This is a genomic window from Amycolatopsis sp. lyj-23 (assembly GCF_046549135.1).
Taxonomy (GTDB): Bacteria; Actinomycetota; Actinomycetes; order Mycobacteriales; family Pseudonocardiaceae; genus Amycolatopsis.
Window position 1 is genome coordinate 144,574 of the sequence record NZ_JAJPWN010000024.1, and the last position, 24,213, is coordinate 168,786.

22 protein-coding genes are annotated in these 24,213 nt (G+C 72.4%); 15 read left to right on the forward strand and 7 right to left on the reverse strand.

The window, feature by feature from the left end:
• Positions 1-46: 46 nt before the first annotated feature.
• Complete coding sequence (locus tag ACLJPY_RS44575; protein WP_410597038.1) at positions 47-751, reverse strand: alpha/beta fold hydrolase; 705 nt, start codon at positions 749-751, stop codon at positions 47-49.
• A gap of 122 nt (positions 752-873) precedes the next feature.
• On the opposite strand from ACLJPY_RS44575, the gene ACLJPY_RS44580 reads away from it, so the two are divergent.
• The 3 genes from ACLJPY_RS44580 to ACLJPY_RS44590 all read left to right on the forward strand — a co-directional run bounded on the left by ACLJPY_RS44580 (position 874) and on the right by ACLJPY_RS44590 (position 4,669).
• A complete protein-coding gene (locus tag ACLJPY_RS44580) occupies positions 874-1,431 on the forward strand; it encodes a TetR/AcrR family transcriptional regulator (RefSeq protein ID WP_410597039.1) in 558 nt (185 codons plus the stop codon).
• 102 nt (positions 1,432-1,533) lie between these two features.
• On the forward strand, positions 1,534-3,519 hold the full coding sequence (gene ligD / locus ACLJPY_RS44585) for a DNA ligase D (RefSeq protein WP_410597040.1): 1,986 nt from the start codon (positions 1,534-1,536) through the stop codon (positions 3,517-3,519).
• Positions 3,520-4,531: 1,012 nt separating this feature from the next.
• The gene (locus tag ACLJPY_RS44590; RefSeq protein ID WP_410597041.1) at positions 4,532-4,669 is read left to right on the forward strand and encodes a hypothetical protein; all 138 of its coding nucleotides are present in this window, start codon (positions 4,532-4,534) and stop codon (positions 4,667-4,669) included.
• 190 nt (positions 4,670-4,859) lie between these two features.
• Here ACLJPY_RS44590 and ACLJPY_RS44595 read toward each other — a convergent pair whose 3' ends face one another.
• Positions 4,860-5,801: a glycoside hydrolase family 43 protein gene (locus ACLJPY_RS44595; RefSeq protein ID WP_410597042.1), complete on the reverse strand. Its 942-nt coding sequence runs from the start codon at positions 5,799-5,801 to the stop codon at positions 4,860-4,862.
• A gap of 216 nt (positions 5,802-6,017) precedes the next feature.
• On the opposite strand from ACLJPY_RS44595, the gene ACLJPY_RS44600 reads away from it, so the two are divergent.
• Positions 6,018-7,028 (forward strand): AI-2E family transporter, encoded by a 1,011-nt coding sequence (locus ACLJPY_RS44600; protein WP_410597062.1) that lies wholly within the window; start codon positions 6,018-6,020, stop codon positions 7,026-7,028.
• A 50-nt stretch (positions 7,029-7,078) separates the two neighbouring features.
• Here the strand turns inward: ACLJPY_RS44600 and ACLJPY_RS44605 are convergent, their stop codons facing one another.
• The 3 genes from ACLJPY_RS44605 to ACLJPY_RS44615 all read right to left on the reverse strand — a co-directional run bounded on the left by ACLJPY_RS44605 (position 7,079) and on the right by ACLJPY_RS44615 (position 8,773).
• A complete protein-coding gene (locus tag ACLJPY_RS44605) occupies positions 7,079-7,432 on the reverse strand; it encodes a hypothetical protein (protein ID WP_410597043.1) in 354 nt (117 codons plus the stop codon).
• A gap of 323 nt (positions 7,433-7,755) precedes the next feature.
• The gene (locus ACLJPY_RS44610) at positions 7,756-8,133 is read right to left on the reverse strand and encodes a hypothetical protein (protein ID WP_410597044.1); all 378 of its coding nucleotides are present in this window, start codon (positions 8,131-8,133) and stop codon (positions 7,756-7,758) included.
• Positions 8,134-8,431: 298 nt separating this feature from the next.
• Positions 8,432-8,773 carry a hypothetical protein gene (locus ACLJPY_RS44615; RefSeq protein WP_086843416.1) on the reverse strand — a complete coding sequence of 114 codons (342 nt, stop codon included), beginning with the start codon at positions 8,771-8,773 and terminating at the stop codon, positions 8,432-8,434.
• A gap of 276 nt (positions 8,774-9,049) precedes the next feature.
• On the opposite strand from ACLJPY_RS44615, the gene ACLJPY_RS44620 reads away from it, so the two are divergent.
• Both ACLJPY_RS44620 and ACLJPY_RS44625 read left to right on the forward strand, forming a co-directional pair.
• A complete protein-coding gene (locus ACLJPY_RS44620) occupies positions 9,050-9,397 on the forward strand; it encodes a WGxxGxxG family protein (RefSeq protein WP_410597045.1) in 348 nt (115 codons plus the stop codon).
• A 1,361-nt stretch (positions 9,398-10,758) separates the two neighbouring features.
• Positions 10,759-11,229, forward strand: a complete 471-nt coding sequence (locus ACLJPY_RS44625; protein WP_410597046.1) for a hypothetical protein — start codon at positions 10,759-10,761, stop codon at positions 11,227-11,229.
• 270 nt (positions 11,230-11,499) lie between these two features.
• On the opposite strand, the gene ACLJPY_RS44630 is transcribed toward ACLJPY_RS44625, so the two are convergent.
• On the reverse strand, positions 11,500-12,441 hold the full coding sequence (locus ACLJPY_RS44630) for a hypothetical protein (RefSeq protein ID WP_410597047.1): 942 nt from the start codon (positions 12,439-12,441) through the stop codon (positions 11,500-11,502).
• 195 nt (positions 12,442-12,636) lie between these two features.
• Here ACLJPY_RS44630 and ACLJPY_RS44635 point away from each other — a divergent pair, with 195 nt between their 5' ends.
• The 5 genes from ACLJPY_RS44635 (at position 12,637) to ACLJPY_RS44655 (ending at position 19,031) form a co-directional block, all read left to right on the forward strand.
• The gene (locus ACLJPY_RS44635; RefSeq protein WP_410597048.1) at positions 12,637-13,644 is read left to right on the forward strand and encodes a polysaccharide deacetylase family protein; all 1,008 of its coding nucleotides are present in this window, start codon (positions 12,637-12,639) and stop codon (positions 13,642-13,644) included.
• Between the two features lie 1,501 nt (positions 13,645-15,145).
• Positions 15,146-15,907 (forward strand): DUF3152 domain-containing protein, encoded by a 762-nt coding sequence (locus ACLJPY_RS44640; RefSeq protein WP_410597049.1) that lies wholly within the window; start codon positions 15,146-15,148, stop codon positions 15,905-15,907.
• Positions 15,908-15,967: 60 nt separating this feature from the next.
• Positions 15,968-17,302, forward strand: a complete 1,335-nt coding sequence (locus tag ACLJPY_RS44645; protein WP_410597050.1) for an extracellular solute-binding protein — start codon at positions 15,968-15,970, stop codon at positions 17,300-17,302.
• Complete coding sequence (locus ACLJPY_RS44650; protein WP_410597051.1) at positions 17,299-18,204, forward strand: carbohydrate ABC transporter permease; 906 nt, start codon at positions 17,299-17,301, stop codon at positions 18,202-18,204. The genes ACLJPY_RS44645 and ACLJPY_RS44650 overlap by 4 nt, the downstream gene beginning before the upstream one ends.
• Complete coding sequence (locus ACLJPY_RS44655; RefSeq protein ID WP_410597052.1) at positions 18,201-19,031, forward strand: carbohydrate ABC transporter permease; 831 nt, start codon at positions 18,201-18,203, stop codon at positions 19,029-19,031. Before ACLJPY_RS44650 ends, ACLJPY_RS44655 begins: the two co-directional genes overlap by 4 nt.
• On the opposite strand, the gene ACLJPY_RS44660 is transcribed toward ACLJPY_RS44655, so the two are convergent.
• A complete protein-coding gene (locus ACLJPY_RS44660) occupies positions 19,000-19,881 on the reverse strand; it encodes a LysR family transcriptional regulator (RefSeq protein ID WP_410597053.1) in 882 nt (293 codons plus the stop codon). The two genes, ACLJPY_RS44655 and ACLJPY_RS44660, sit on opposite strands and share 32 nt — an antisense overlap.
• A gap of 76 nt (positions 19,882-19,957) precedes the next feature.
• On the opposite strand from ACLJPY_RS44660, the gene ACLJPY_RS44665 reads away from it, so the two are divergent.
• The 4 genes from ACLJPY_RS44665 (at position 19,958) to ACLJPY_RS44680 (ending at position 24,082) form a co-directional block, all read left to right on the forward strand.
• Positions 19,958-20,341, forward strand: coding sequence for a hypothetical protein (locus tag ACLJPY_RS44665; protein WP_410597054.1), 384 nt, complete (start codon positions 19,958-19,960; stop codon positions 20,339-20,341).
• On the forward strand, positions 20,334-21,881 hold the full coding sequence (locus ACLJPY_RS44670) for a multicopper oxidase family protein (protein WP_410597055.1): 1,548 nt from the start codon (positions 20,334-20,336) through the stop codon (positions 21,879-21,881). Before ACLJPY_RS44665 ends, ACLJPY_RS44670 begins: the two co-directional genes overlap by 8 nt.
• Positions 21,882-22,113: 232 nt before the next feature.
• Complete coding sequence (locus ACLJPY_RS44675; RefSeq protein WP_410597056.1) at positions 22,114-22,965, forward strand: geranyl diphosphate 2-C-methyltransferase; 852 nt, start codon at positions 22,114-22,116, stop codon at positions 22,963-22,965.
• A gap of 10 nt (positions 22,966-22,975) precedes the next feature.
• On the forward strand, positions 22,976-24,082 hold the full coding sequence (locus ACLJPY_RS44680) for a family 2 encapsulin nanocompartment cargo protein terpene cyclase (protein ID WP_410597057.1): 1,107 nt from the start codon (positions 22,976-22,978) through the stop codon (positions 24,080-24,082).
• Positions 24,083-24,213: the final 131 nt, after the last annotated feature.

The following is a 24,213-nucleotide window of genomic DNA, read 5'->3' on the forward strand; positions in this document are numbered from 1 at the left end:
GAAAAGCTGTCGCGCCTGGCCGAGGCGAGGCCGCTGCGCCGCTGAGTCACTCGACGGCCGCGGCGGCGGCGAGGATGACCTCGGCGACGACCTCCGGCTGGGACACCGCGACCGCGTGCGAGGCGTCGATCCGGCGGACCGTCGACGACGCGCGCTCGGCCATGAACTCCTGCGCCTTGGCCGGGATCGCGTTGTCCTGGTTGGCGACCAGCGTCCACGACGGCAGCTTCGTCCACGCCGGGGTGCCCTCGAACGGCGCCGCCAGCGCCTGCTGCGCGACCGGTCGCTGGGTCACCGCCAGTACCGCCGCGGTGGCCGCGGGGACGTCGGCGGCGAAGACCTCGGCGAAGTCCTCCGGCTTGATCGACAGCTCCGGCCCGCCGTCCGCGTCCAGCACGTTCGTCGTCTTCGGGCCGAGCTTGGCGCCCGGGTAGCGGCCGGACAGCTCGAACACGCTTTCGCCCGCGTCGGGCTGGAACGCGGCGATGTAGACCAGCGCGCGGACGTTCGGCGCGTCGGTGGCCGCGCGGGTGATCAAGGCGCCGCCGTAGGAGTGGCCGGCCAGGACGACCGGGCCTTCGACGCCGTCGACGACGGCCTTCACGTAGGCCGCGTCGGACTCGACGCCACGCAGCGGGTTCGCCACCGCGCGGACCGGATAGCCCTGCTCCTGCAGCTTCGCGACGACGCCGGTCCAACTCGACGAGTCGGCGAACGCGCCGTGGACCAGGACGATGGTGGGCTTGCTCATGGCTGGCTCCTTCAGGGAGAACGATCGGTCTTTCTGCCAACCACTCTGGACCGGCGGCGACGCCGTGGCAATGTGATGAAGCCAATCTGGCAGAACGATCGGTCTTTCTCTATGCTGAGGGGATGACGACTGCCGAGCCGCACCCCAAGGACCGGCTGCTCGCGGCCGCCGCCCGGCTCTTCTACGCCGAAGGCATCCACGCCGTCGGGGTGGAACGCCTGGTGTCCGAGGCGGCCGTGACCCGGGCGACCTTCTACCGGCACTACCCCACCAAGGACGACCTGGTCGCGGCCTACCTCGCCGAGACCAGCCGCCTGATCCGCGCCGCCGTCGCCGCGGCGCGGGAAGGCAAGCCTCCGCGCGAAGCCCTGGTCGACACCATGGCGGTAGTCGGCGACGCCACCCAGGGCAAGGACTTCCGCGGCTGCCAGTTCCTCAACGCCGCCGCCGAGTACCCCGACCCGCGGCACCAGGTGCGCCAGGTCATCGACGACCACCGCCGGTGGTTCTTCGACGTCCTGCGCGAGCAGGCCGCGGCCCTCGGTCACCCGGAACCGAACCACGCCGCCCGGGTGCTCGTCCTCCTGCGCGACGGCGCCCTCCACGGCGGCGAACTCGACGACCCCGAAGCGGTGCGCGCGACGCTCCGCCGGGCGGTCGACGACCTCCTGCCCGCCTGACCGGCGCCCCGAACAGGCGTTCAAGCCGCGTTCACCTGCACAAACCGGGCACAGCTAGGCCGAACGGGTTACCTTGGGCACGTAAGGTGACGGAGGTCCGAAATGGCGGCAGACGACACTTCGCTCGTCCCGGCCTGGGTGGAGCCGATGCTCGCCAAGGCCGACGGCGGCCGGCTGCGCAGCGGCCCGGAGTGGGCCTACGAGTACAAACTGGACGGTTACCGGGCGGCCATGCGGATCGCCCCGGACGGCACCACCGTGCTCACCAGCCGCAACAACATCGACTTCACCGCCGAATTCTCCGACCTCGAAGGCGTGCTCGCCCCCGCGCTGGACGGCCGGGCCGCCTACCTGGACGGCGAGGTCGTCGTCTACGGCGACGACGGCCGGATCGACTTCGAGCGGATGCAGGAGCGCCGCGGCCGGTACGTCCGGCACCAGAGCGGGCCGAAGGGGCTGGAGTTCAAGGACGCCCCGGTCCGGTTCCTGGCCTTCGACCTGCTTCGCCTCGGGGACCGGAACCTGATGGCGCTGCCGTACGACGAGCGCCGCCGCCTGCTGGCCGAGCTGCCGATGCCCGATCCCTACCGCGTTTCGGTGGTCCGCGCGGTGACGTTCGACGAGCTCGCCGCCGACCGCCGCACGCCCGCGGACTTCCTCGCCCACGCCGCGGCCGCCGGGTACGAGGGGGTCGTCGCGAAACTGCGTTCGTCGGCCTACCACCCGGGTCAGCGGCCGGACTCGTGGCTGAAGCACCCGTTGATCCGGACGCAGGAGGTGATCGTCTGCGGCTGGCGGCCCGGCCAGCGCAGCTTCACCGGCACGCTCGGCGGGCTGTTGCTCGGGGCGCACGATCCCGCCACCGGCGACCTGGTCTACATCGGCGACGTCGGCACCGGCTTCAGCCAGGCCACCCGCGCCGAGCTGAAGGCGCAGCTGCAGGCCATCGAGCGCCGCACGCACCCGTTCGTGACGACGCCGCCGCGGGAGGACACCGTCCGCGCCCGCTGGGTGGAACCGCGGCTGGTGGGCGAGATCGTCTACCGGCAGTTCACCCGCGGCGGCCGGGTGCGCCACACCGCCTGGCGGGGTCTGCGCCACGACAAGGATCCGGCCGAGGTCCTCACGCCGCGCGCGGTGCCCGATCCGACCGCGGCGGACCCGGCGCCGCCTCCGCCGTCGCCGTCCCCCGAGTCCGCCGGACAGCGGATCACCGTGCAGGCCGGCAACCGGCGGCTCACCTTGTCCAATCTGGACAAGGTGCTGTACCCGGCGGACGGGTTCACCAAGGGCGAAGTGATCAACTACTACTCCCGCGTCGCGGCGGTGCTGCTGCCGCACCTCGCCGGGCGGCCGGTGACGTTCATCCGCTACCCCAACGGCGTCGACGGTCAGAAGTGGTTCGAGAAGAACGTGCCGAACGGCGCACCGGACTGGCTGCGCACGGTCCGCCTGGCCGGCACCGGCGGCACGATCGACTACCCGCTCCTGGACGACCTGCCGGGCCTGGTGTGGGCGGCGAACATGGCGGCGCTCGAACTGCACGTTCCCCAGTGGACGGTGGACGCGGGCACCCGGCGTCCCCCGGACCGCCTGGTGTTCGACCTCGACCCGGGCCCGGGCACGACGGTCGTCGACTGCTGCCGGGTGGCCGAGCGCCTGTACGACGTCCTGGTCGCCGACGGGCTGACGCCGTACGCGAAGACGTCGGGGTCCAAGGGCATGCAGCTGTACTGCGGGATCCGCACGGACGACCCGGCGGCGCCGTCGGCGTACGCGAAGCGGCTGGCGCAGCGCCTGGCGAAGGAGACGCCGGACTCGGTGACGGCGGTGATGGCGAAGGCCCAGCGCACGGGCCGGGTGTTCATCGACTGGAGCCAGAACAACCCGGCCAAGACGACGGTGGCCCCGTACTCCCTGCGCGGCCGCGACCACCCGACGGCCTCGACGCCGGTGACGTGGGCCGAGGTCCGCGCGTGCCGCCACGTGAACCACCTGACGTTCACGGCGGACGAGGTCCTGGACCGCATCGAGGAGCACGGGGACCTGCTCGCCGGGCTGGGCGAGGACCGCGCCCCGCTGGGCTGAGGTCTAGGGGCGCAGCAGCTGTTTGATCTTCCCGAGCAGCCCGGAGGACTCCCGCTCCGGCGGCGGCGAGGAGTACCGCCGCGGCGCGGGTTCCGGGCGCATCGCCGGTTGACCCTCCCGCCGGGCGTGCTTCGGCTGCTGCGGACCATCACCGGACCGCGGCTGAGGGGCCCGCACGTCTTCGGCTGCCACCTGAGGCGCGGAAGCCTGCTGCGCGTGCCGGGGCGCGCGAGAACCCGCCAGATCGGGATGCAGTACTCCCTGCGGCACAGCGGAAACGACCGAAGGCGCGGCTGCGCCCGGCGCGGATGCGTGCTGCGAGGGCAGCGGCGCACGAGAACCGTCCAGCTCGGAGTGCAGTACTCCCTGCGGCACAGCGGAAACAGCCTCCGGCGCGCCGAGTGCACCCACCTCCGGCTGCCCCACCACCTGCGGCGCGGAAGCCGGAGCAACCTGCTGCGAAGGCACCCACGCACCGGAATCCACGGCGCCCGAATACGGTTCTCGCTGCGGCATGGCGGAAACAGTCTCCTGCGCGCCGAGTGCACCCGGCTGCTGAGAAGGCACCCACGCACCGGAATCCACCGCCTCCGGATACGATTCTCCCTGCGGCACAGCGGAAACAGCCGCCGGTGCGCCGGGTGCAAACGCCTCCGTCTGCCCCACCGCCTTCGGCGCGGAACCCGGACCAACCTGCTGCGAAGGCAGCCAGGCTCCGGAATCCACGGCCTCCGGGTATCGTTCTCCCCGCGGCACAGCGGAAACAGCCTCAGCCTCGCGCGCTGCCCTGTGCTCGGCAACCGGCGCAGCCTGCTGTGAAGGCACCGGCGCGCCATAAGCCTCCTGCGCCGACCACGTCCCTTCGGCCGGAGCACCCCCTGCCCCCGGCGCCGCCCCGCCCACCGGCGGCATCACCTCGGCCGGCGCACCGACGACCTCCGACCGCCCGCCGGGCTCCGCTCCCGGCCGTTGCTCCACTCCGGACTGCGGCCGCGGCGCCGGGATCTCCCCCGTGATGCTCCCCGACTCCGGCACCGCCGCCGCGGGCCGGGGGTGGGCCGCCAGCATCTCCGGGGTGATCGCCGGGGTCATCAGCGGGGTGTGGGCCGCGTCGGCGTTCGGGGTCGCCGGCTCGCGGGCCGCCGGGTAGCGGGCCAGCGGGTCGTCGTCGACGGCCGTCCCGTCGGCCCGGTGGCCGCGCAGGAGGCCACAGCACCCCAGCAAGCCCAGCAAGCCCGCCAAACCCCACCACACCGTCATGACGCTCCTCCATTCCCTCGTCCACGGATATCCGGCCCCCGCGCGCCCAACCGGAGCGCTACCCGGGTGGGTGACACCCGTCAGCCCAATTGCGGCACGTCACCCGGAAAGGTGATCGGCAGCTCGTACAAGCCGCGCGCGGTGCGGCCGCCGCCCAGCCAGCCGTGGAAGTAGATGTGGCCGTCCACCACGTCGGCGCCGCCCGGTGCGTCCACTTTGCCGCCGAGCAGGCTGGTCGACAGGAGCGGGTTGTCCGCCTTCACGAACGCGCCGCCCAGTGTCGGCGCGGACGCGTAACCCGTGTGGTAGCCCGTGCTCTCGAACGTGTCCGCGGAGTAGAACAGCAGGTACCGGGACGCCGTCTTCACCACCGAGGGCGCCTCGACGACCGTCTTCTCGGCCGTGAGGTCGGACCGGAGCAGCTCGGTGCGCGGGCCGCTGAGGGCGCGCCCGTCGGCCTGCAGCTTCTGCGCCCAGATCGCCGCCGGCGGCCCGGTCGGCGCGCCGTCGCTCTTGTACAGCAGGTAGCGGGACCCGTCCGCGTCCAGGAACGTCTGCGGGTCGATGTCCCCGTGGTCCGCCGGCTCGCACACCAGCGGCCGGTCTGCGGCCGGTGTGTACGGTCCGGTCACCTTCGCCGAGGTCGCCGCGCCGAGGCACATCTCGCCGCCGGCCGTCTGCGCGGCCGCGAAGTACAGCACGAACGTGCCGTCCCCCAGCTGGGCGACGTCCGGTGCCCAGAACCCGCCGTCGGCCTTCGCCCACGCGGGGACCGCCCCGAGCGCGTCACCGCCGACCCGCCACGGCCCTTCCGGCGCCGTCGCCGTGGCCATCGGGATCCGCGTGGCCTTCGTGCCCGTCGAAAACGCGAAGTAGCCCCAGGCCGTCTTGACGACGTCCGGATCGGGGAAGTCCTGGTTGACGAGCAGGCGCGGCGCGCTGAGCGCCGCGGCTTTCGGGGCCACCGTGAACGCGGCGGCGACGGCGACGACCGGAACGAGCACGAGACGGGTGAAACGCATAGGCGATTTTGCCGACACCGCAACGGCCCCGGCAACGCCAGGCTCCCGGCGTCACCGGGAAGCGTGGACTTGCCGGGGTACCCCGTTCGGGTGGATTTCGCCGGCGCCGCGCCGGGTAGCCGCCGTCCCATGCACGCAACGAGCGGCCGTGGGGCCTACCGCGCCGGACATCCCGTCGGCGAGGCCGAAGGCGCGGCCGCCCGGCAGGAGAAACCGTTGGGCGCGCCGGGAAAACCGCTGGACCGCCGCTCGCCGTTCTTCATCGGGCTGCTCGCGGCGGCGGGGGTGGTCGTCACGGTCGCGCTCGTCGAGGTCATCCTCGCCGCCTCGGACGCGCTGCTCCTGATCGGCATCGCGTTCTTCCTTGCGGTGGGCCTCGAGCCGGTGACCGCGCGGCTCGCCCGCCGGGTGCCCCGCGCGCTGGCCACCGCCGTGGTCGTCGCGGCCGGGCTGGCCGTCCTCGGCGGCGCCGTCGCCGCGGCCGCCGTTCCGCTGGCCGACCAGGTGGCGCAGCTGCAGGACGGCGCTCCGCGGTACCTGACCCTGTTGCGCGACCACAGCAGCCTCCTGGGCCGGGCCAACGACACCTTCGGGCTCGAGGCGGCCGTCCGGTCGGTCCGGCTGTCCGAAGTGGCCAAGTCGGCCGCCGGGCTGCTCGTCGACGCCGTGATCGTCGTGGTGCTCGCCACCTACTTCGTCGCCGACTTCCCCCGGGTCCGCACCGCGCTCTACCGGCTGGCGCCGCGGTCGCGGCGGCCGCGGGTCATCCTGATCGGCGACGCGGTCTTCCGGAAGGTCGGCGCGTACCTCGTCGGCAACGTCGTCGTTTCGCTGATCGCCGGAGCGGCGACCTTCGCGTGGCTGTGGGCGTTCGGGGTGCCCTACCCGCTCGTGCTCGCCGTGCTCGTCGCCGTCCTCGACCTGGTGCCGGTGGTGGGTTCGGTGGCGGCCGGGGCCGGCACGAGCCTCCTCGCGTTCACCGTGTCCGCGCCGGTCGGACTGGCGACCTTGGGCTTCTTCGTCGGCTACCGGGTGGTGGAGGACTACGTGCTGCTGCCGAAGATCGTCGGGCGCGCCGTCCGGATCCCCGCACTGGTCACCGTCGTCGCGGTGCTGCTCGGGTTCGAACTGCTCGGCGTGGTCGGCGCGTTCGTCGCGGTGCCGGTCGCGGCCGCGGTGCTGCTGGTCGTGCGCGAAGTGGCCGTGCACCGGCTCGACCGGGCATAGGAAAACCGCCGCGCGAAGGCGACTTCGCGCGGCGGTCCGACCTGGACGGGTCAGTTGCCCTGAGCGGTCCCGCCGTCGGCGATCTCACCGGAAGCGCAGTTGTCCGGGCTCTTGCCCGCGGCCTCGTGCTCGCCCGGCGAGAGGATCGGCACGCCGACGCCGTTGAGCGTGTCGTGGAGCGGCACCTGGACGCCGAGGACGTTGACGTCGTCGTCGCAGACGCCGCCGACCACGTTCAGGTTGTGCACCAGGTCGAGGTTCTGCACGTTGCCGACGAGACCGTACTGTTCGGTGGTGTCGATCGGCTGGTCCGCAACGCTGACACCGGCCGCGGACGCGGATCCGCCGAACACCGCCATCCCGGCGGCGAGGGCGGTGGCGACGAAGCCGAGCTGCTTGATCACAGGAAAAATACTCCTTCTGGGTACCCGCCGGACGGTCCGGCGGGGGATCGGGGAAAGAAACGGGCCCGGCTTCGGTTCGCCGGGCCCGGGGAAAGTTCGTCGTGGTGCGCTCGAGCCGGGTGGGACCGGCGCACTTCTCCAGCGTCGCGGCCGGTCCCACCCGGGGTCGGCGCCGTCCGGCGTCGCGACGGGCCCGGACGCGGAACCGGAGTGTGCAGCTCGCTCTGTGTTCCGGGCGCGCGGTGCGGCGTCGGTGCCGGCGGCCGCAGCACCGTGCCCGGAGCCGGCTTCCGCTTGCGCGGGCGGCTCCGGGCACGGAGACTTCAGTGACCCTGGCTCGTGCCGCCGTCGGCGAGCTCGCTCGCGGCGCAGTTGTAGGGCGATTCGCCGCTGGCCTCGTGCGCGCCCGGCGAGAGGATGGGCACGCCGATGCCGTTGAGCGAGTCGTGGACCGGCACCTGGACGCCGAGGACGTTGACGTCGTTGCCGCACAGGCCGAGCGTGGCGTTGACGTTGTGGAGCACGTCGGTGTTGTTCAGGTTCACCAGGCCGACCTGGCCGGTGTAGTCGTAGCTGCCGTGGTGGTGACCGTGGTGGTGACCGTGGTGGTCGCCTTCCGGGGTGCCGGCCGCGGCGACACCCGCGGCCAGGAACGCACCGGCCGCCGTCGCGGCCGTGACGAACCCGATCTTCTTCAGCATGGATTGCTCCTCGGTGAACGGTATTCGGAGCACGGAACGGCAAGGAACGTGTGTACTCCGCCCCGTGTTACGGGGAAACGTACTGGTGCCGGGACGCGGTTTCCACTTCGTTCCACCATCGTGTGGTAACGCAGGGCTCTGACCGCGGTCGGTTTGACCCGATCGAGTTATGCCCGGGTTCTGTTGGCCGCCAAGGCCTTCCGCGTCCCCGAGAGTTGTCGCTTGGGCGGCGCGAAATGTTTCCGGGTACGCCGAAGAGCCCTGCACCGGGTGGCGCAGAGCTCTTTCGCGGGATCGGCTATTCCGGCCAAGCCTCGGCTTCGGCCGTGAGCGCGGTGGTCACGTCGATTTCGCCCGACCGCACCCGCCAGGCGAGCGAGTCCGGCCGCGGCTGCAGCAGGTGCCAGCCGACGACGTCTTCGTCGCGGTAGCAGGGGTTTTCGTCGTCACCGATGCCCAGCGCGGCGAAGTACTGGCGGGCGGGCCAGGTCTCGGGGACCCAGGCGCGGGCCCAGCGCACGACGATCCTGGCGAGGTCGTTGCGGCCGTCCGCCGGGTGGATCAGGCGGTCGCCGGTGGTGCAGATCAGACGTGGTGTGTAGGTCGCGCCGAGCGGCGCGACGGCGAGTTCAGTGTTCATTCCTCCCCCGGTCCACGGCAGTGGACGGTACGGCCCGGTTCGGATGCGCTGCTGCGCTTGAGAAAGGGAAAGACGGCCGGAGGCGGACGAGCACGCACAGCGCGTCCCTGCACGGCTCGATCTTGAACCGGGAGCCATCCTACAAAGGCCGGGAGCGCGGGGTGATCCGGGTCCCGGTGGAAGCGTCTTCGCCCGTTCCCGTGACAGCAGGAGTGGATCCCGGCTGCGGGGGTACGCGCCGGTTGACCGAATACCCGGCCGGAAGGAAGAACCGAGATGAAGCACCAGGCAGGAAAGCTGTGCTGCGCGGGCGTCGCGGCGGCGGCGTTCGCGCTGACGGGGGCGATACCGGCCTCGGCCGCACCGGACATCGCGGTACCGGCGTGGCACCAGCAGACCGACGACGGCACCAGCCACGACAACAACCGCGACGACAACGGCGACAACGGCGACAACGGCCTGTGGGGCCTGCTCGGGCTGGTCGGCCTGCTGGGCTTGGCGGGCTTGGTGCGCCGCGGCCCGAAGCCGGGCGCGATGGCGGGATACCCGGCCGCGGGAGCACCCGAGCCCCCGGCGAACGCGTACCCGCCGGCCGACCCGCGGCGGAACCCGCCGGGCGTCTGAGAGCCGGACCGGTCCCCACCGGAGTTCCGAGCGCCACCCGGATGGCGCAACGGCTTTCCGTCCGGTACCTCAGCGCAACGGCCGCGCGTCGCCCGCTCCCCACCGAGTCCCTTCCGGCCGGACGCCGGAGCACCACCCGTACGGCGCAACGAGTTCCCGTACGGCTTCCGGGCGGCAGATGTGTCGGGTGGCGATTGGCCACCGGGCAACTGCGGGAACTCCGGGTTCTCGGGCCGGGTACCGGAATCGCCGGTACCGCACACCGGGTCCGCGCCGTGCGCGACGGCGCGGTCGTCCACGCGGGCCTGGTCACCGCCGCACATCTGAACACCTCCGCGCGTCGGTGCGCTGCTCGTACCGCACAACGGATTCCCACCGCCCGTCGGGGCGCCACGCGTCGCGCACGCGGTCACCGCCGCGCCTTCGAGCCTCACCAGCTACTCGGGCACCACTGCGCGCCGGGGTACTGCACCCATCGGGCGCTCGGCCCCCGTCACGCACCTGAGCGCTGCCGCGCGCCGAGGTGATACCTATACCGCACACCGCGTCCGGTACCCGGGCCGGGGTACCACGGCTGCCGCACAACGATTCTTCGCCTCGCGCCGGAGCACCACTCGCGCCACCCCCAGGCGCACTACCTCCACCGGGCTTCCGTCCCCCGCCGCGTCCCGGAGCACCGCCGACCGCCCGCACCAGGCGTTTCCCGCGCGTCCGGGTGCCACCGGCACCGGGCACCCGGCGTTCGCCGCGTGCCGGGGTGACCCTGGTGCCCCGCACCGCGATTCCCCTCCTCTTCGCGCAGAACGTCCCGGCGCCGTCGGCGTCGGGACGTTCTGCGTTCCCTGCTCTCCGAATGGCGCCCAGTTGTCAGGTCTCGGCACCGAGGAAGCCACGGTGCCGACCGGAAAGCCGGCTCCGTGGCCGCCGTCCAGATTAGCGAGCCGCTTGCCGCGCAAGAAGTGTTTTCCCACCCTACCCTACGTACGAGTGGCTTTCCCGGCGCAGGGCAAACAACGTCGATTACCCGTCACTTCTTTCCATAAACCTCACGATCGGGTGAGAATGCCGCTTCGCCGCGAACTGGCACCGATCGCACCTTTGGTGAAGAAAACCGGTCCGATTCAGCCGAATATCGTAATCCCCCGACACGAACGAGTGGTGACATCACCGAACGTAGCCATCGCACAATTGGGCCGAAAGGGCACTTCACGCGATGTCGATGTTTGCGACCGGCAACTCGCGGGGCCGTACACCGTGTGGAATCAACCGGAGCTCGCCGCACCCGGCCATCCACTCGCGTTATCGCCGAACGGAGATCACGATGATCGCAGTCGGCATCGCACAATCCGGAGGAGTACGACATGAAAAGTGCACTTGCCCGAGCGCTCACGGTGTTCGTCACCGCGGCCGCGGTGACCCTGACAGGTGTGGGTGTGGCGACGGCGGGCGGCCCCGGTGGCACCGGGTCGTCGAGCACCACCAGCGCGGCCGCGGAGGTCCAGGGCCTGCGCGACCAGCTGGCGTCACGAGCGGACCGCGGCGACGTGCCGGGCACCCAGGCCACCCTCGCCCGGCTGGAGCCGCTGCTGTCGGATCTGGCCCAGGGCAAGCGGTACTCGATCCAGGCCGCGGCCAAGGACAGCGCGGCCACGGCGCAGAAGGACACCGCCGAAGCACGCCAGGGCGTCGACAAGCTGGCCGACCAGCTGGCGTCGCGCCAGGCGCTGCCGCCGGTGTCGGCACTGCTCAACGCACTGCTGCAGCGGGTTCTGATCAGCCTCTCCGCCCTGGTGAACGACCTTCTCGGCGGGCTGCCCGTCCCGGTCGGCTGAGCCGGCCGGTACCCCGGACGGACAAGCCGGCGACGGCCCGGCGCGGTTCCCCTCCCGCGCCGGGCTTTCGTCGTCCCACAGCCGGGTCGGCCACTGTCCGGTCGGCCACTGCCCGGTTGGCACTGTCCGGTTGACCACCGCCCGGTTGGCCACAGCGGGCTCGGCCACTGCCGAGTCGCCGGCTGCCGATCCGTCCACTGCCGACTGATCCCTGCGAGCACGAAGAAGCCCGGTGCGGCGGACCGCACCGGGCTTTCGCGACCGCGGGGTCTATTCGTAGACGACGTAGGACGGGGTGGGCGTCAGCGCCATGACCTCCGCCGGCGTCATCAGGGCCGCGCCGCGGCGGGTGTCCTCGTCGAAGAACAGCTTGAAGCCCGGCCGCACCTGCGCGGGCATGGTCTTCATCAGCGTCTTCCACGTCGCCTTCTTGGCTTCCGCCGAACCGATCCCGTCGACGACCTTGACGACCGAAACGCCCTTGTGCGCGTGCAGCTGGTCTTCCTCGCGCACGACGGACGCGGCGACCTGGTGGTAGATCATCACCTTGGCGGGCAGGCCGTGCGCGTCGGCCAGCGCCCCGAGGTAGCGCGCGACCCCGTCGAGTTCGCCGCCGGTCGTCCGGCCGAACTTCTTGCCCGGGATGACGCCCGGCTCGACCGCCCACTCGGGGTCGAGCGCGACGCCGACGTCGGGCTCGGTCAGCCAGCGCTCGTAGGCCTGGACCTCCGGCAGGAAGTCGGCGCGGCCGGGCTGGATGTTCAGCAGCAGCAACCCCTTCATCGCCCGGGCGGCGTCGAGGTAGTCGCGCACGGTCGAGTCCTCGCAGCGGCTGCGGAACATGCCGTCCGCGCCCGGCGAGCGGTGCACGGTGGTGGCGATCAGCTCGACGACCGGGGTGATCGGCCGTCCCGCGGGGAACGCCTGGATCTGCCGGCGCAGTGCCCGGCTCGCCTCGGAGAGGTCGCCGGTCATGCGGCCGAGCGCTTTCGCGCCCGGAGCGCCGCAGAAACCGACGAGCAGGCTTTTCTCCAGCGGATTCGGGGGTGGTGGGGCCGGCGCGGCCGCGACGGCCGCGGGGGCCGACACGGCCATCGCCTTTCCCCGTTGCAGCGCACCGCAGGCACTCGTGGCGAAGCCCGCGAGAGCGGCGGTGAGGACCAGGCGTCGATCGAAGGTTCGTTCGGCGGCGACCGCCTTTTTCGGGACCATCGCGGGGAAATACCCGGCGCGAATCTTCGGCAAACCCGTTTTCCGCGGATCACCGAATCGTGCCCTTTTGTTTTTCGGGCCGGTGGCCCTGGCCTGCGGATCCGTGGCTTTTCGGGCGGTGGCAAGCCATCCCGGCGTCACCCGACCCGGTGGCCCGGCCCGCAGCCGCGGCGGCCCGGACGCACACTTCCCCGCATGCGTTGCCTTTCCCGGTTCGGTGCCGGGTTCACGACCCTCATCGCCCTGGCGGCCTGCGGCGGCCAAGCACCCGACGCGCCGGCACCCGCACCCCCGCGGCCGGCACCCGCCACCGCGCCGGTCCGCATCACGCCCGCCGCCGCCCGGCAGGTGGGCGCGGACGAGCTCGGGCGGGTGCCGGTGCTCATGTACCACCGTCTCGTCGCGCAGCCGAAATCGGTCTACGAGCGCACGCCCGCGGACTTCACCGCGGAGCTCGAGCGGCTCGCGGCCGAGGACTACGTCCCGATCACCACCGCGGAGCTGGTGTCCCGCCGGCTCGACCTCCCGGCGGGCGCGCACCCGGTGGTCCTGACGTTCGACGACGGCGACCCGAGCGTGTTCCGCCTGACGCCGCAGGGCCAGCCCGAAGCGGGCACGGCGATCCGCATCCTGCTGGACGTCGCGGCGGCGCACCCGCGGTTCCGCCCGGTGGCGAGCCTGTACGTCAACGAGCACCCGTTCGGCGGCGACCCGGACGGGCGCGCGCTGCGCTGGCTGGCGGAGCACCACTTCGAGATCGGCAACCACACGCGCCACCACACGAACCTGCGCACGGCAACGGAAGCCGCGGCGACGACGGCGATCACCGAGGAGGACGCCCTGATCCGCCAGGCCGTCCCCGGCTACCAGCCGAAGACGCTGGCGCTGCCGTACGGCAGCAGCCCCCACCGAGCGGGCCTGGCGTTGCAGGGCCCGGGCTATTCCTACGGCGGCGCGCTGCTGGTGGGCGCGGGACCGGCGCCGTCACCGTGCTCGGCGAAGTTCGAGCCGGGCGCGATCCCCCGGATCCGCTCGCAGTCGACGGGCAAGGAGTCGGAGTACGGATCGGCCCACTGGCTCGACGAGCTGGATTCGGCGACGGGACACCGCTACACGTCCGACGGCGACCCGTCGACGGTGTCGTACCCGCGGTCCGAGGGCTCGGTGGCGCCGGAGTGTGCGAGCGTGGCCCTTGCCTACTGAACGCCACCCGCTGGCGCGCGTGGACTGGCTCCCCCAGCCGCGACGCCGCCAGCCGCAGTCCGTCCACAAAGCACCGAGGACGCCCCGCATCCTGCCTTTGACGGCACGCCCGGCGGCGCGGCAGGGCGAGGACGCCACGGCGGCGACGCGGACGGCGCCGGGTCCGGTGTCGGCGCCCGAGTCGGTTTCGGCGCCGGAGCCGCGGAGGTCGGCCGAAGTCGAGGCTGCGGCTTCGGTTCTGGCTCCGGCCCCGGCCCCGGCCCCGGCCCCGGCCCCGGCCCCGGCCCCGAGCCAGGATCCCGCGCCCGCGCAGCGGCCCGCGGGTGAAGCTGAGGCTGCGGCTTCGGTTCTGACCCCGGCCCCAAGTCAGGATCCCGCACCCGCGCAGCGGCCCGCGAGTGAAGCAGAGACTCCGGCCCCGGCCCCGAGCCAGGATCCCGCGCCCGCGCAGCGGCCCGCGGGTGAAGCTGAGGCTGCGGCTTCGGTTCTGACCCCGGCCCCAAGTCAGGATCCCGCACCCGCGCAGCGGCCCGCGGGTGAGGAAGTGGCACCAGCGCCCGCGAGCCGGACTCGCGCGCCGCAGCCTTGGCCTTCGCCCGAAGAAGAAACACCGGCGGATGCGGCGCCGAGCCAGGACTCTACGCCGCAATGGTGGCTCTCGACCGAAGAACCCGGTGCGGCCCCCGAACTGGCGCCCGCGGCCCCGAGCCAGGACCTCGCGCTGCAGTCTTGGCGTCCCACCGAGGAACCAACCGCCCCCTCCGCACCGCAGGCCGCGACGCCCTCGCCCCTCGCACCACAGCCCTGGTCCTTCACCAAACGAACGACCTCTGCACCGCAGGCCGCACCGCCGACCGCGCACCCGAGCCAAGCTCCTGCGCCGCAGCCGACGCCCTCCGCCGAAGAACCAATCGCGGCCTCGGCACCGCAGGCCGCATCGGCACCCGCGGCCCCGAGCCAGGACCTCGCGCCACAACCATGGCCCTCCACCGAAGAACCGGCCCCGGCAGCGCAATCCGCGGCCCGACCCCAGACCCTCGCACCACAGCCCTGGTCCGCAGCAGCTGAAACACCCACCGCAGCCCAGGCAGATGCACCGGTCCGGTGGCCTTCGGTCGAAGAAGCGGCATCAGCCACCGCGCCGGACGCCGCCACCGAAAGCCCGACGCCCGCCGTACCGTGGCCCACGGCTGAAGCAACAGCCACGCCAGAACCACCCCCACCTTCACCCGAGACCCTCACCACAGCAACACCGGACCAAGGCCTCGAACCAGAGCGACACACCCCCGACACCACCCTCCGAACAACCCCGGAACCCGACGACACCGAAACGACCCCAGCCCCCCGGCTCCCGACAGCCCTCGCCGTCGCCCCCGCGCTCTCCGTCGGCCCGCCCGCTCCGCGGGTTCCGCGCCTCCCGGCCGTGGCGCCCGAACCGCGGGTTCCGCCTGCCCCGGCCGCGGCCGCCGCTCCCGGTCGGAATGACTGGTGGCCGCCCGCTGTGCTCGTCTTCGCCGTGGCCCTTGCCCTCGGCCTTCTGCTCACCCCGGAAGCCGCGCAGCCCAAGCGGATCTCCGGTGTCGCCGTCGCCCAGCCCACCGTCAAGGCCGGCGCGCCGAAGCCCGCGCCCGAACCCGCCGCCCTGCCCGACGGGGTGCCGGTCACCGAAGCCGGGGCCGGGGCCTGGCGCGTCGTTCCCGGTGGTGGGCACGACATCGGCGCCGGGGAAAAGCTCCTCACCTACACCGTCGAGGTCGAAGACGGCGTCGACCTTCCCGGCTTCGACCACGACGTCGACGTCATCCTCGCCGACCCGCGCGGCTGGATCGGCCTGGGGGCCGTGACCTTCCGGCGGCTCGGGGACCCGGGCGCCGACCCCGACATCCGGATCAGCCTCACCACGCCCGGGACCGCGCGCCGCCCCGATCTCTGCGGCTTCAGCATCCCCTTCGACTCCTCGTGCCGCCTCTCGCACGACCGGCGGATCGTCGTCAACCTGGCCCGGTGGCTGCGCGGCGCCCACTCCTACGACGGCGACCTCGCCGCCTACCGCACCTACGCCATCAACCACGAGATGGGTCACGCCCTCGGCCTCGGCCACGTCGGTTGCCCCGCCCCCGGCGCGCCGGCGCCGGTGATGATGCAGCAGACCTTCGGGCTCTCCAACACCTACCTCGCGAACCTCAACCGCACCGAACCCGGGGCCGCCACCAAGGTCCGGCCCGACGGGGCCGTCTGCCGCCCCAACCCCTGGCCGCGCTGACTGGTTTGGACCGCCGGTGCGCCGGGTACCCGTCCCGCTACTTTCTGGGAGGGGTGCGCAATGGTGCGGAAACTTCTGGCCGGTGCCGGTGTCGTCCTGCTGCTCGCCGGGTGCGGTGGCGTCGGGAGCGGGGGTGACAGCGGCGCTGCGGCCACCCTGACGACCATGGGCTTCGGCCTCGGCGACGAGATCGCCACCACCCGGGCCGACCTGGCGGGCAAGGCGATCGCGCCGGCCACGGTGAAGATCGGCGGCAGTGCCTTCGACGCCCAGCAGTTCCTGGCCGCCGTCGCGTCGCACACGCCGCCGGACCTCGTCTACCTCGACCGGCAGCTGCTCGGCACCTACGCCGCCCGCGGCACCCTCGAACCGCTCACCGACTGCATCGCCAAGCAGCACGTCGACGTCGGCCAGTACCGGCCCGCCGCCCTGAAGGAGGTCACCCTCGACGGCAAGGTCTACGGCCTGCCCGAGTTCTACGACAACCGCGTCCTGCTCGTGAACGACGCCGCCGTCCAAGCGGGCGGGCTCACGCCGAAGGACGTCGACCCCGCCGACCGGGCCGGGCTGACCACCGCCGCGCAGAAGCTGACCGCCCGCACGAACGGCGCCCTGTCGCGGATCGGGTTCGACCCGAAGATCCCGGAGTTCCTCCCGCTGTGGGCCAGGGCCGCCGGCGTGCAGATGCTCAGCGACGACGGCCGCACCGCGCACCTCGACGACCCGCGGCTGGCCGCCGCGCTGACGTACGCCAAGTCGCTGATCGACGTCCAGGGCGGCTGGGGCACGGTGAAGGCGTTCCGCGACTCGTTCGACTTCTTCGGCGAGAAGAACCCCTTCAAGCAGGGGCAGCTGGCGGCCACCCTGATGGACGACTGGTACCTCAACGTCCTCGCCAACTACTCCCCCGACGTACGGGTCACCGCGGCACCGTTCACCGACACCGCCGGCACGCCGATCGACTGGGTCACCGGCAGCGCCTGGGTCATCCCGGCCGGCAGCACCCACAAGGACCAGGCCTGCGCCTGGATCAAGACGATGACCGACGCGCCGACGTGGGTCGCCGCCGCCAAGGCCCGTGCGGAGAAGCGGAAAGCCGCCGGCAAGGCGTTCACCGGCGTCTACACCGGCAACCGCGTCGCCGACCAGGAGATCTTCGGCAACCTCGTGCAGCTGAAGGACCGGCCGACGTTCGACGCCGCGGTCCGGACGGTCCTGCAGGCGCAGGACAGCGCCTTCACCATGCCGGCCTCCCCGGCCGGCTCCGAGTTCAAGACGGCGTGGCAGAACGCCGTCAACCGGGTCCTTTCCGGCGAACAGCAGCCGGCCGACGCGTTGCGGCAGGCGCAGCAGGAGGCCCAGCGGGCGCTGGACGCCGCGGCGGCGCACCGGTGAAGCGGCGCACGAAGGAAGCTTGGGCCGCCTACGCCTTCTTGTCGCCGTGGATGATCGGGTTCGTGGTCTTCATGGCGGTCCCGATGGTCGCCAGCCTGGTCCTCTCCTTCACCGACTACGACGCGCTGCGCTCGCCCGACGCCGTCGGCTGGACGAACTACCGGCGGCTCCTCGAGGACCCCGCGGTGCGCAAGAGCCTGGTCAACACGCTGGTGTACACCGTCCTGTCGGTCCCGGCCACGATGGCGTTCTCGCTGGCGCTGGCCGCCCTGCTCAGCCGCGCGGGGCGCCGCTCGGCCGGGTTCTTCCGCACGGTGTTCTACCTGCCCGAGATCACCCCGAAGGTCGCCGTCGGGGTGCTGTTCCTCATCCTCTTCAACGGCCAGGTCGGCCTGGTCAACGCCGTGCTCGGGCTGGTCGGGATCGACGGGCCGCAGTGGAGCACCGACGGGCCGTGGGTGAAGCCGGGGCTGGTGCTCATGCACCTGTGGTCGGTGGGCAGCACGGTGATCATCTACCTGGCCGCGCTGCGCGGGGTGCCGCGGGAGCTGTACGAAGCCGCGGAGCTCGACGGCGCGTCGGCGTGGCAGCGGTTCCGGCGGATCACCGTCCCGATGATCAGCGGGGCGCTGTTCTTCACCCTGATCGTCCAGACGATCGCGGCGCTGCAGTCGTTCGACGAGGCCTACACCGCCTTCTACGGCTCCGCGGCGTCGGCGACCTACAGCAACGACGCCGCGCTGTTCTACCTGATCTACCTGTTCCAGCAGGCGTTCGAGTTCCTGCACCTCGGGTACGCCTCGGCGATGGCGTGGCTGCTGTTCCTCGTCATCCTGGCGATCACGCTGGTGCAGGTGCGCCTGAGCCGCCGGTTCGTCTACTACGAGGGCGGTGACCGGTGACGGCGCGGCGCGTGGTCCGCTGGACGGCGCTGGCGGCGGCGACGGTGCTGTTCCTCTACCCGTTCGTCTGGTTGCTGAGCGCGTCGGTGAAGCCGCGCGCGCAGGTCTTCGACAACGTGCTGCTCCCCCGCACCTGGGCCTGGGACAACTACGTCGAGATCTGGCGGGCCGCGCCCGTGGCGGCCTGGCTGCTCAACAGCGTCGTGGTGTCGCTCGCGGCGGCCGTGGCCGTCACACTGACCAGTTCGCTGGTCGCGTTCGGCTTCGCCTACTTCCGGTTTCCGGGCCGCAACGCGCTTTTCGGCCTCGTACTGGCCACGATGATGCTGCCCGGCGCGGTCACCATGATCCCGGTGTACCTGATCTGGAACAGCGCCGGGCTGGCGCACACGCAGGTGCCGCTGTGGGCGGGGAACCTGTTCGGCAGCGCGTTCTACATCTTCCTGCTGCGCCAGTTCTTCCTTGGCCTGCCCCGCGAGGTCTTCGAAGCCGCGCGCGTCGACGGCGCGAGCCACTGGACGCTCTTCTGGCGCATCGCCGTGCCGCTGTGCCGCCCGGCGCTGATCGTCAGTTTCGTGTTCGAACTGAAGGCCAGCTGGTCGGACCTGCTCAAGCCGCTGATCTACCTGCGCGACCCGGCGCTCTACACGCTGCCGCGCGGGCTCAAGGCGCTGTCCGACCAGTTCGGCCAGGCCGGCGAGCAGCGGTGGGAGATCGTGCTGGCCGGCAGCGTCATCACGACCGTGCCGCTGCTGATCGTGTTCTTCCTGGCGCAGCGCCAGTTCCTCGCCGGGATCACGACGGAGGGTCCCAGGACCAACCGGTGAGCGCGGCCCGCATCAGCCGGGCCGCCGCCGGCAGGCGGTCGCCCGCCGCCCAGCACAGGGTGAGGGTGCGCCGGCAGTCCGGGCTGTCCACCGGGATCCAGACGACCGGCACCTGCGCGGCGACGCGGCGGGCCATCGCCGGGTTGAGCCCGATGCCCAGCCCGGCGCCGATGAGTTCCTGGATGGCGCCCGGTTCGTCGCCCTCGAACACGATCTTCGGCGTCAGGCCCCGGGCGGCGAAGAGCCGGTCGAGCAGCCGCCGGTGCCAGTGCCCCGGCCGGGCGGTGACGAACGGCTCGCCGTCGAGGTCTTCGACGGCGACCGAGGTGCGGTCCGCCAGCCGGTGCCCGAGGGGCACGGCCACCAGCACGGGTTCGTCGAGCAGCCGGACCCCGGCCAGGCCTTCGTCCGGAATCGGTTGCGAGGCAACGCACAGGTCGATCTCCTGCGCCCGCAGCGCCCGCGCCATCGCGTCGGCGGGCAGCTGGTGCAGGCCGATCTCGACATCCGGGTGGGCCCGCTTGAACGCGGCGAGCGGCCGGGTGAGCGTGAGGAAGGTTTCCGACGCCAGCCGCACGGTGCCGAAGCCATCGCCCGTCGCGTCGGCGACCGCGCGCCGCCCCGCGTCGAGCTCCCCGAGGGCGCGTTCGACGTAACCGCGGAAGAGCCGGCCGGCGTCGTTGAGGCGGAGCCGGCCGGCCCGGTCGAACAGCGGCGTGCCGAGCTCGTCCTCCAGCCGCGCGATCGTGCGGCTCAGCGACGGCTGGGCGACGCGCAGCTCTTCGGCCGCCCGGCTGAGGTGCTCCAGCCGGGCCACCACGAGGAACTGCCGCAGTGGTCCCAGGTCCACGTCATGCCTCCCGCGTCATAACGCCATAGCGATATCGATCTTAGACACGATGACTTTCCGGTCATAGCTTCGGAGCGTGGAAAGAACCGGGAAAACGAGCTGGGTGCTGCGGATCGTGGCGGCCGCGCACCTGGTGGCGATCGCCGGCCAGCCGGTGTTCGCCGGGGTGTACCTGAGCGGCGGCTACGACGGCCTGCGGCTGCACGCGGCGGGGGCCGACGTCGTCACGTCCCTCGGCTACCTGCAGCTGGTCGCGGCGATCGTGGTCCGGCTCCGGCTGCGGCGGGCGTGGCCGTGCCTCGCCACGACGGCGGTGGTGGCCGCGGAGACGGTCCAGTACTTCGCCGGCCTGGACGGCGCCCTGTGGCTGCATATCCCGCTGGGCGTGCTGACCGTCGCCGGACTCGTCTCGCTCGTCGTCGCCCTGTGGCGCCGTCCGCTGGAGGCTGTCGATGCGTGAAGGCATGTCGCGACGCCAGGTGCTGCGCCTCGGCGGCGCCTTCGGGCTGCTGACCGCCGCCGGGCTGGCCACCGCCGCCGCGCTGGCCCGGCGTCCCCCGGTCACCGGCGCCGAACTCCGCAGCGCCGTACCGCTGCCGCCCGCGTTCGAGGTGCCGCTGCCGCTGCCCGCGGTGCTGGCGCCGGTGGCCCCCGGCCGCTACGAGATCACCCAGCGCGTCGCGGAAGTCGAGGTCCTGCCCGGGATCCGGACACCGATGTGGACCTACGGCAGCACGTTCCCCGGTCCGACGATCGAGTCGCGCCGGGGCCGGCCGGTCACCGTGACCCACCGCAACGAGCTGCCCGTGCCGACCGTGGTGCACCTGCACGGCGGGCGGACGCCGGCGGACTCCGACGGCTACCCGACCGACCTGGTGCTGCCCGCGGGCTGGACGGCGGGCCACCACGCCGGGCCCGACCCGCGGGCCGTCCGGACGCGCGTCACCCGCAGCTACACGTTCCCGCTCGAGCAGCGGCCGGCGCTGCTGTGGTACCACGACCACCGGATGGACTTCACCGCTCCGGCACTTTGGCGCGGCCTCGCCGGGCTCCACATCGTGCGCGACGACGCCGAAGAAGCGCTCGGACTGCCGTCGGGCGCACGGGAACTGCCGCTGCTGATCGCCGACCGCGCGTTCGCCGCCGACGGCAGCCTCGACTACCCGTCGGTGGACGGCACGCTGCGGGAGCGGCCGGGCGTGCGGGAGAGCTTCCTGGGCGGCGTGCTCGGCGACGTCATCCTGGTCAACGGCGCGCCGTGGCCGGTGCACGAGGTCGACGCGGCCCGGTACCGGCTGCGGATCCTCAACGCGTCGAACGCCCGCCACTACGAACTCGAGGCGGTCACCGACGACGGCCGCCGGCTCCCGCTCGTCCAGATCGGCGCCGACCAGGGCCTGCTCGCCACCCCCGTCCCCCATGCGGCCCTGCCGCTCGGGCCGGCCGAACGCTACGACGTCGTCGTCGACTTCGCGGCCGTCCCGATCGGCGGCCGGGTCCGGCTCCGCAACCGGCTCGGGACCGGGCGGACGGCCGAAGTGATGGCCTTCCGGGTCGCGCGGCGGGCCCGGGACGACAGCCGCGTTCCCCCGGTCCTGTCGGCGGACCTGCCGTCGTGGGACCGGCCGGTCCGCGTGCGCGAGTTCTCCTTCCGCGCCGGGCGGACCGGCGGCGGGCACGGCTGGCTGATCGACGGGCGGCCGTTCGACCCGGCGCGCACGGACGTCGCCGTCCCCCTCGGGGACGTCGAGGTGTGGCGGCTCGTCGCCGACGTCCACCACCCGGTGCACCTGCACCTGGCGGGGTTCCGCGTGCGCTCCCGCGGCGGGCGGGCGCCGCTGCCGCACGACGCCGGGTTGAAGGACACCGTCTCGCTGCGTCCCGGCGAAGCGGCGGAGATCATCACGCGCTTCGACGGCTACCGCGGCCGCTACCTCTTCCACTGCCACAACGCCGAACACGAGGACACGGGCATGATGGCGAACCTCGAAATCACCTGACACGCGCAGTCGCGCTTCGTCACCCGGTCGAGGCGTCCCCGGTCTCGAACGAGCGGCGGCGGCTCGGGGGCAACCACCTGCGGCAGGGGTCCCGCTGGGCCGGACGGGCCACGAAAGCGGAGCAGGGGTGAAGCTCCTTGTCCCCGTGAAACTCCCGCCACTAGCGTTTCCGATCAGGGACGCCCCCGAGGGATCCCTTGCCTGCCAAGGAAACGACCGAGGAGTTCAATCGATGACCGCTCTCGAGAAGCCCGTGACCCGGACCGCGTACCAGCAGTCGGTAGCCGACTACTGGAACGCGGAAAAGGATCCGGTGAACCTCCGCCTGGGCGACGTCGACGGCCTCTACCACCACCACTACGGCCTCGGCGACTACGACCCGGCCGTGCTCGAGGCCCCGGCCGCCACGCGGGACCAGGCGATCATCGCGGAGATGCACCGGCTCGAGACCGCGCAGGCGGACGTCCTCCTCGACCACCTGGGCCCGATCACGCCGGAGGACCGGCTGCTCGACGCCGGCTGCGGCCGCGGCGGCACGAGCGTCATGGCCCACCTGCGGTTCGGCTGCCAGGTCGACGGCATCTCCATTTCGGAGCAGCAGGTCGGCTTCGCCAACGAGCACGTGCGGCAGCGCGGGATCGACGGCTCGGTGCGCTACCACCTGCGGAACATGCTCGACACCGGCTTCGAATCCGGGACGTTCCAGGGCATCTGGAACAACGAGAGCACGATGTACGTCGACCTGAACGAACTGTTCGCCGAGCACGCGCGGCAGCTCAAGCCGGGCGGCCGGTACGTGACGATCACCGGGTGCTACAACGACGTCACGGGCGGCCGGTCGCGGGCGGTGAGCCAGATCGACCAGCACTACATCTGCAACATCCACGCCCGCGGCGACTACTTCAAGGCGTTGGCCGCCAACGGGTTCGTACCGATCAACGTCGTCGACCTGACCGCGGCGACGATCCCCTACTGGGAGCTGCGGGAGAAGTCGTCGGTCGCCACCGGCGTGGAGAAGCCGTTCCTGACCGCCTACCGCGAAGGCAGTTTCCACTACCTGCTGATCGCCGCCGACCGCGTCTGAGGCGGGCGGGGTGACCGGGGAGAGCACCATTTGTCCACAATGGACCACCGGCGGGCTGCCGGCGGCGCCGTTCGGGCTCGGGACGGCGGCGGCGCGGATCGCCACGCAGTTCGCGCCGTCGCCCGGGCCCGACCCGGCGTACGCGTACCTGCCGTGGGGTGACGGCAGCGCGTCGCCGTTGTACTGCCCGGTCGTCGGCCGCGTGGACGACGGCCTGGCCGCGGAGGTCGACCGCCGGCTGGTCGCCTGGGCGGACGAGTGCGGGTTCACCGGCAAGGGCCTGGAGCAGATCGCCGGCGCCGGGTTCGGGCGGCTGGCGATGCTGGCCCACGCCGACTGCGACGACCCGGACCGGCTGCTCGTCGCGGCGCAGCTCAACGCGGTCTGGTGGGCGGCCGACGACTACTACGCCGACGACAGCACGCTCGGTGCGGCCCCCACCGAGCTCCCGCCGCGGCTGGCGCTGGTGATGGCGGCCATGGACCCGGTCGCGCCGGCCGGGGAGTTCACCACCCCCTTGGAAGAGGCGCTGCGCAGCGACCCGATCCTCGTCGGGCTGCACTCGGCGATCGGCCACCTGGGCCGGCACGGCTCGCCGGTGCTCGTACAGCGCGTTTGCTACGCCACGTTCTCGATGTTCGTCAGCTGGGACGCCTACGCGGCGTGGCGCCACACCGGGCGCTACCCACCGGCATGGGAGTACCTGGCCGCCCGGCAGCACGACAGCTTCTACACGTCGATGACCCTCGTCGACGCCGTCGGCGGGTACGAGCTGGCCGCGCCGTTCTACTACGACCCGCGCGTGCGCGAGGCGATGATGCGGGCCGGGACGGCGTCGGTGCTGGTCAACGACCTGCACTCGGTGGCCAAGGACGCCGCCGACGAAAAACCGGTCTGCAACATGGTGCTGCAGATCGCCGCCGACCGGGGTTGCCCGGTCGAGGAGGCGGTGGAGGCCACCGTCGCACTGCACAACAAGATCGTCCACGAGTTCGAGGACGGCCACCGGGACCTGATGGCGGTGCCGTCGCCGGAGCTGCAGCGTTTCCTCGTGGGTGTCCGTTCCTGGATGGGCGGCGGCTTCACCTGGCACGCCACCAATCCCCGCTACCACTGATAGGGGTTTTCGCTGTGACTGTCACCGACCCGGTGGAATCCGAGCAGGCACCGTCGAGCTTGGGGCGGGCGGCGGCCCGGACGCTGGCCACGACGACCAAGTCGGTCCCGCAGATGCAGGGCATCTCCTCC

Excerpts from the sequence above, each read along its gene's own strand:
- ACLJPY_RS44645 (WP_410597050.1), top strand. The coding sequence starts at position 15,968 with ATGGTGCGGAAACTTCTGGCCGGTGCCGGTGTCGTCCTGCTGCTCGCC.
- ACLJPY_RS44615 (WP_086843416.1), bottom strand. The coding sequence starts at position 8,773 with ATGAACACTGAACTCGCCGTCGCGCCGCTCGGCGCGACCTACACACCA.
- ACLJPY_RS44575 (WP_410597038.1), bottom strand. The coding sequence starts at position 751 with ATGAGCAAGCCCACCATCGTCCTGGTCCACGGCGCGTTCGCCGACTCG.
- ACLJPY_RS44595 (WP_410597042.1), bottom strand. The coding sequence starts at position 5,801 with ATGCGTTTCACCCGTCTCGTGCTCGTTCCGGTCGTCGCCGTCGCCGCC.
- ligD (WP_410597040.1), top strand. The coding sequence starts at position 1,534 with ATGGCGGCAGACGACACTTCGCTCGTCCCGGCCTGGGTGGAGCCGATG.
- ACLJPY_RS44670 (WP_410597055.1), top strand. The coding sequence starts at position 20,334 with ATGCGTGAAGGCATGTCGCGACGCCAGGTGCTGCGCCTCGGCGGCGCC.
- ACLJPY_RS44625 (WP_410597046.1), top strand. The coding sequence starts at position 10,759 with ATGAAAAGTGCACTTGCCCGAGCGCTCACGGTGTTCGTCACCGCGGCC.
- ACLJPY_RS44675 (WP_410597056.1), top strand. The coding sequence starts at position 22,114 with ATGACCGCTCTCGAGAAGCCCGTGACCCGGACCGCGTACCAGCAGTCG.
- ACLJPY_RS44635 (WP_410597048.1), top strand. The coding sequence starts at position 12,637 with ATGCGTTGCCTTTCCCGGTTCGGTGCCGGGTTCACGACCCTCATCGCC.
- ACLJPY_RS44610 (WP_410597044.1), bottom strand. The coding sequence starts at position 8,133 with ATGCTGAAGAAGATCGGGTTCGTCACGGCCGCGACGGCGGCCGGTGCG.
- ACLJPY_RS44620 (WP_410597045.1), top strand. The coding sequence starts at position 9,050 with ATGAAGCACCAGGCAGGAAAGCTGTGCTGCGCGGGCGTCGCGGCGGCG.
- ACLJPY_RS44630 (WP_410597047.1), bottom strand. The coding sequence starts at position 12,441 with ATGGTCCCGAAAAAGGCGGTCGCCGCCGAACGAACCTTCGATCGACGC.
- ACLJPY_RS44580 (WP_410597039.1), top strand. The coding sequence starts at position 874 with ATGACGACTGCCGAGCCGCACCCCAAGGACCGGCTGCTCGCGGCCGCC.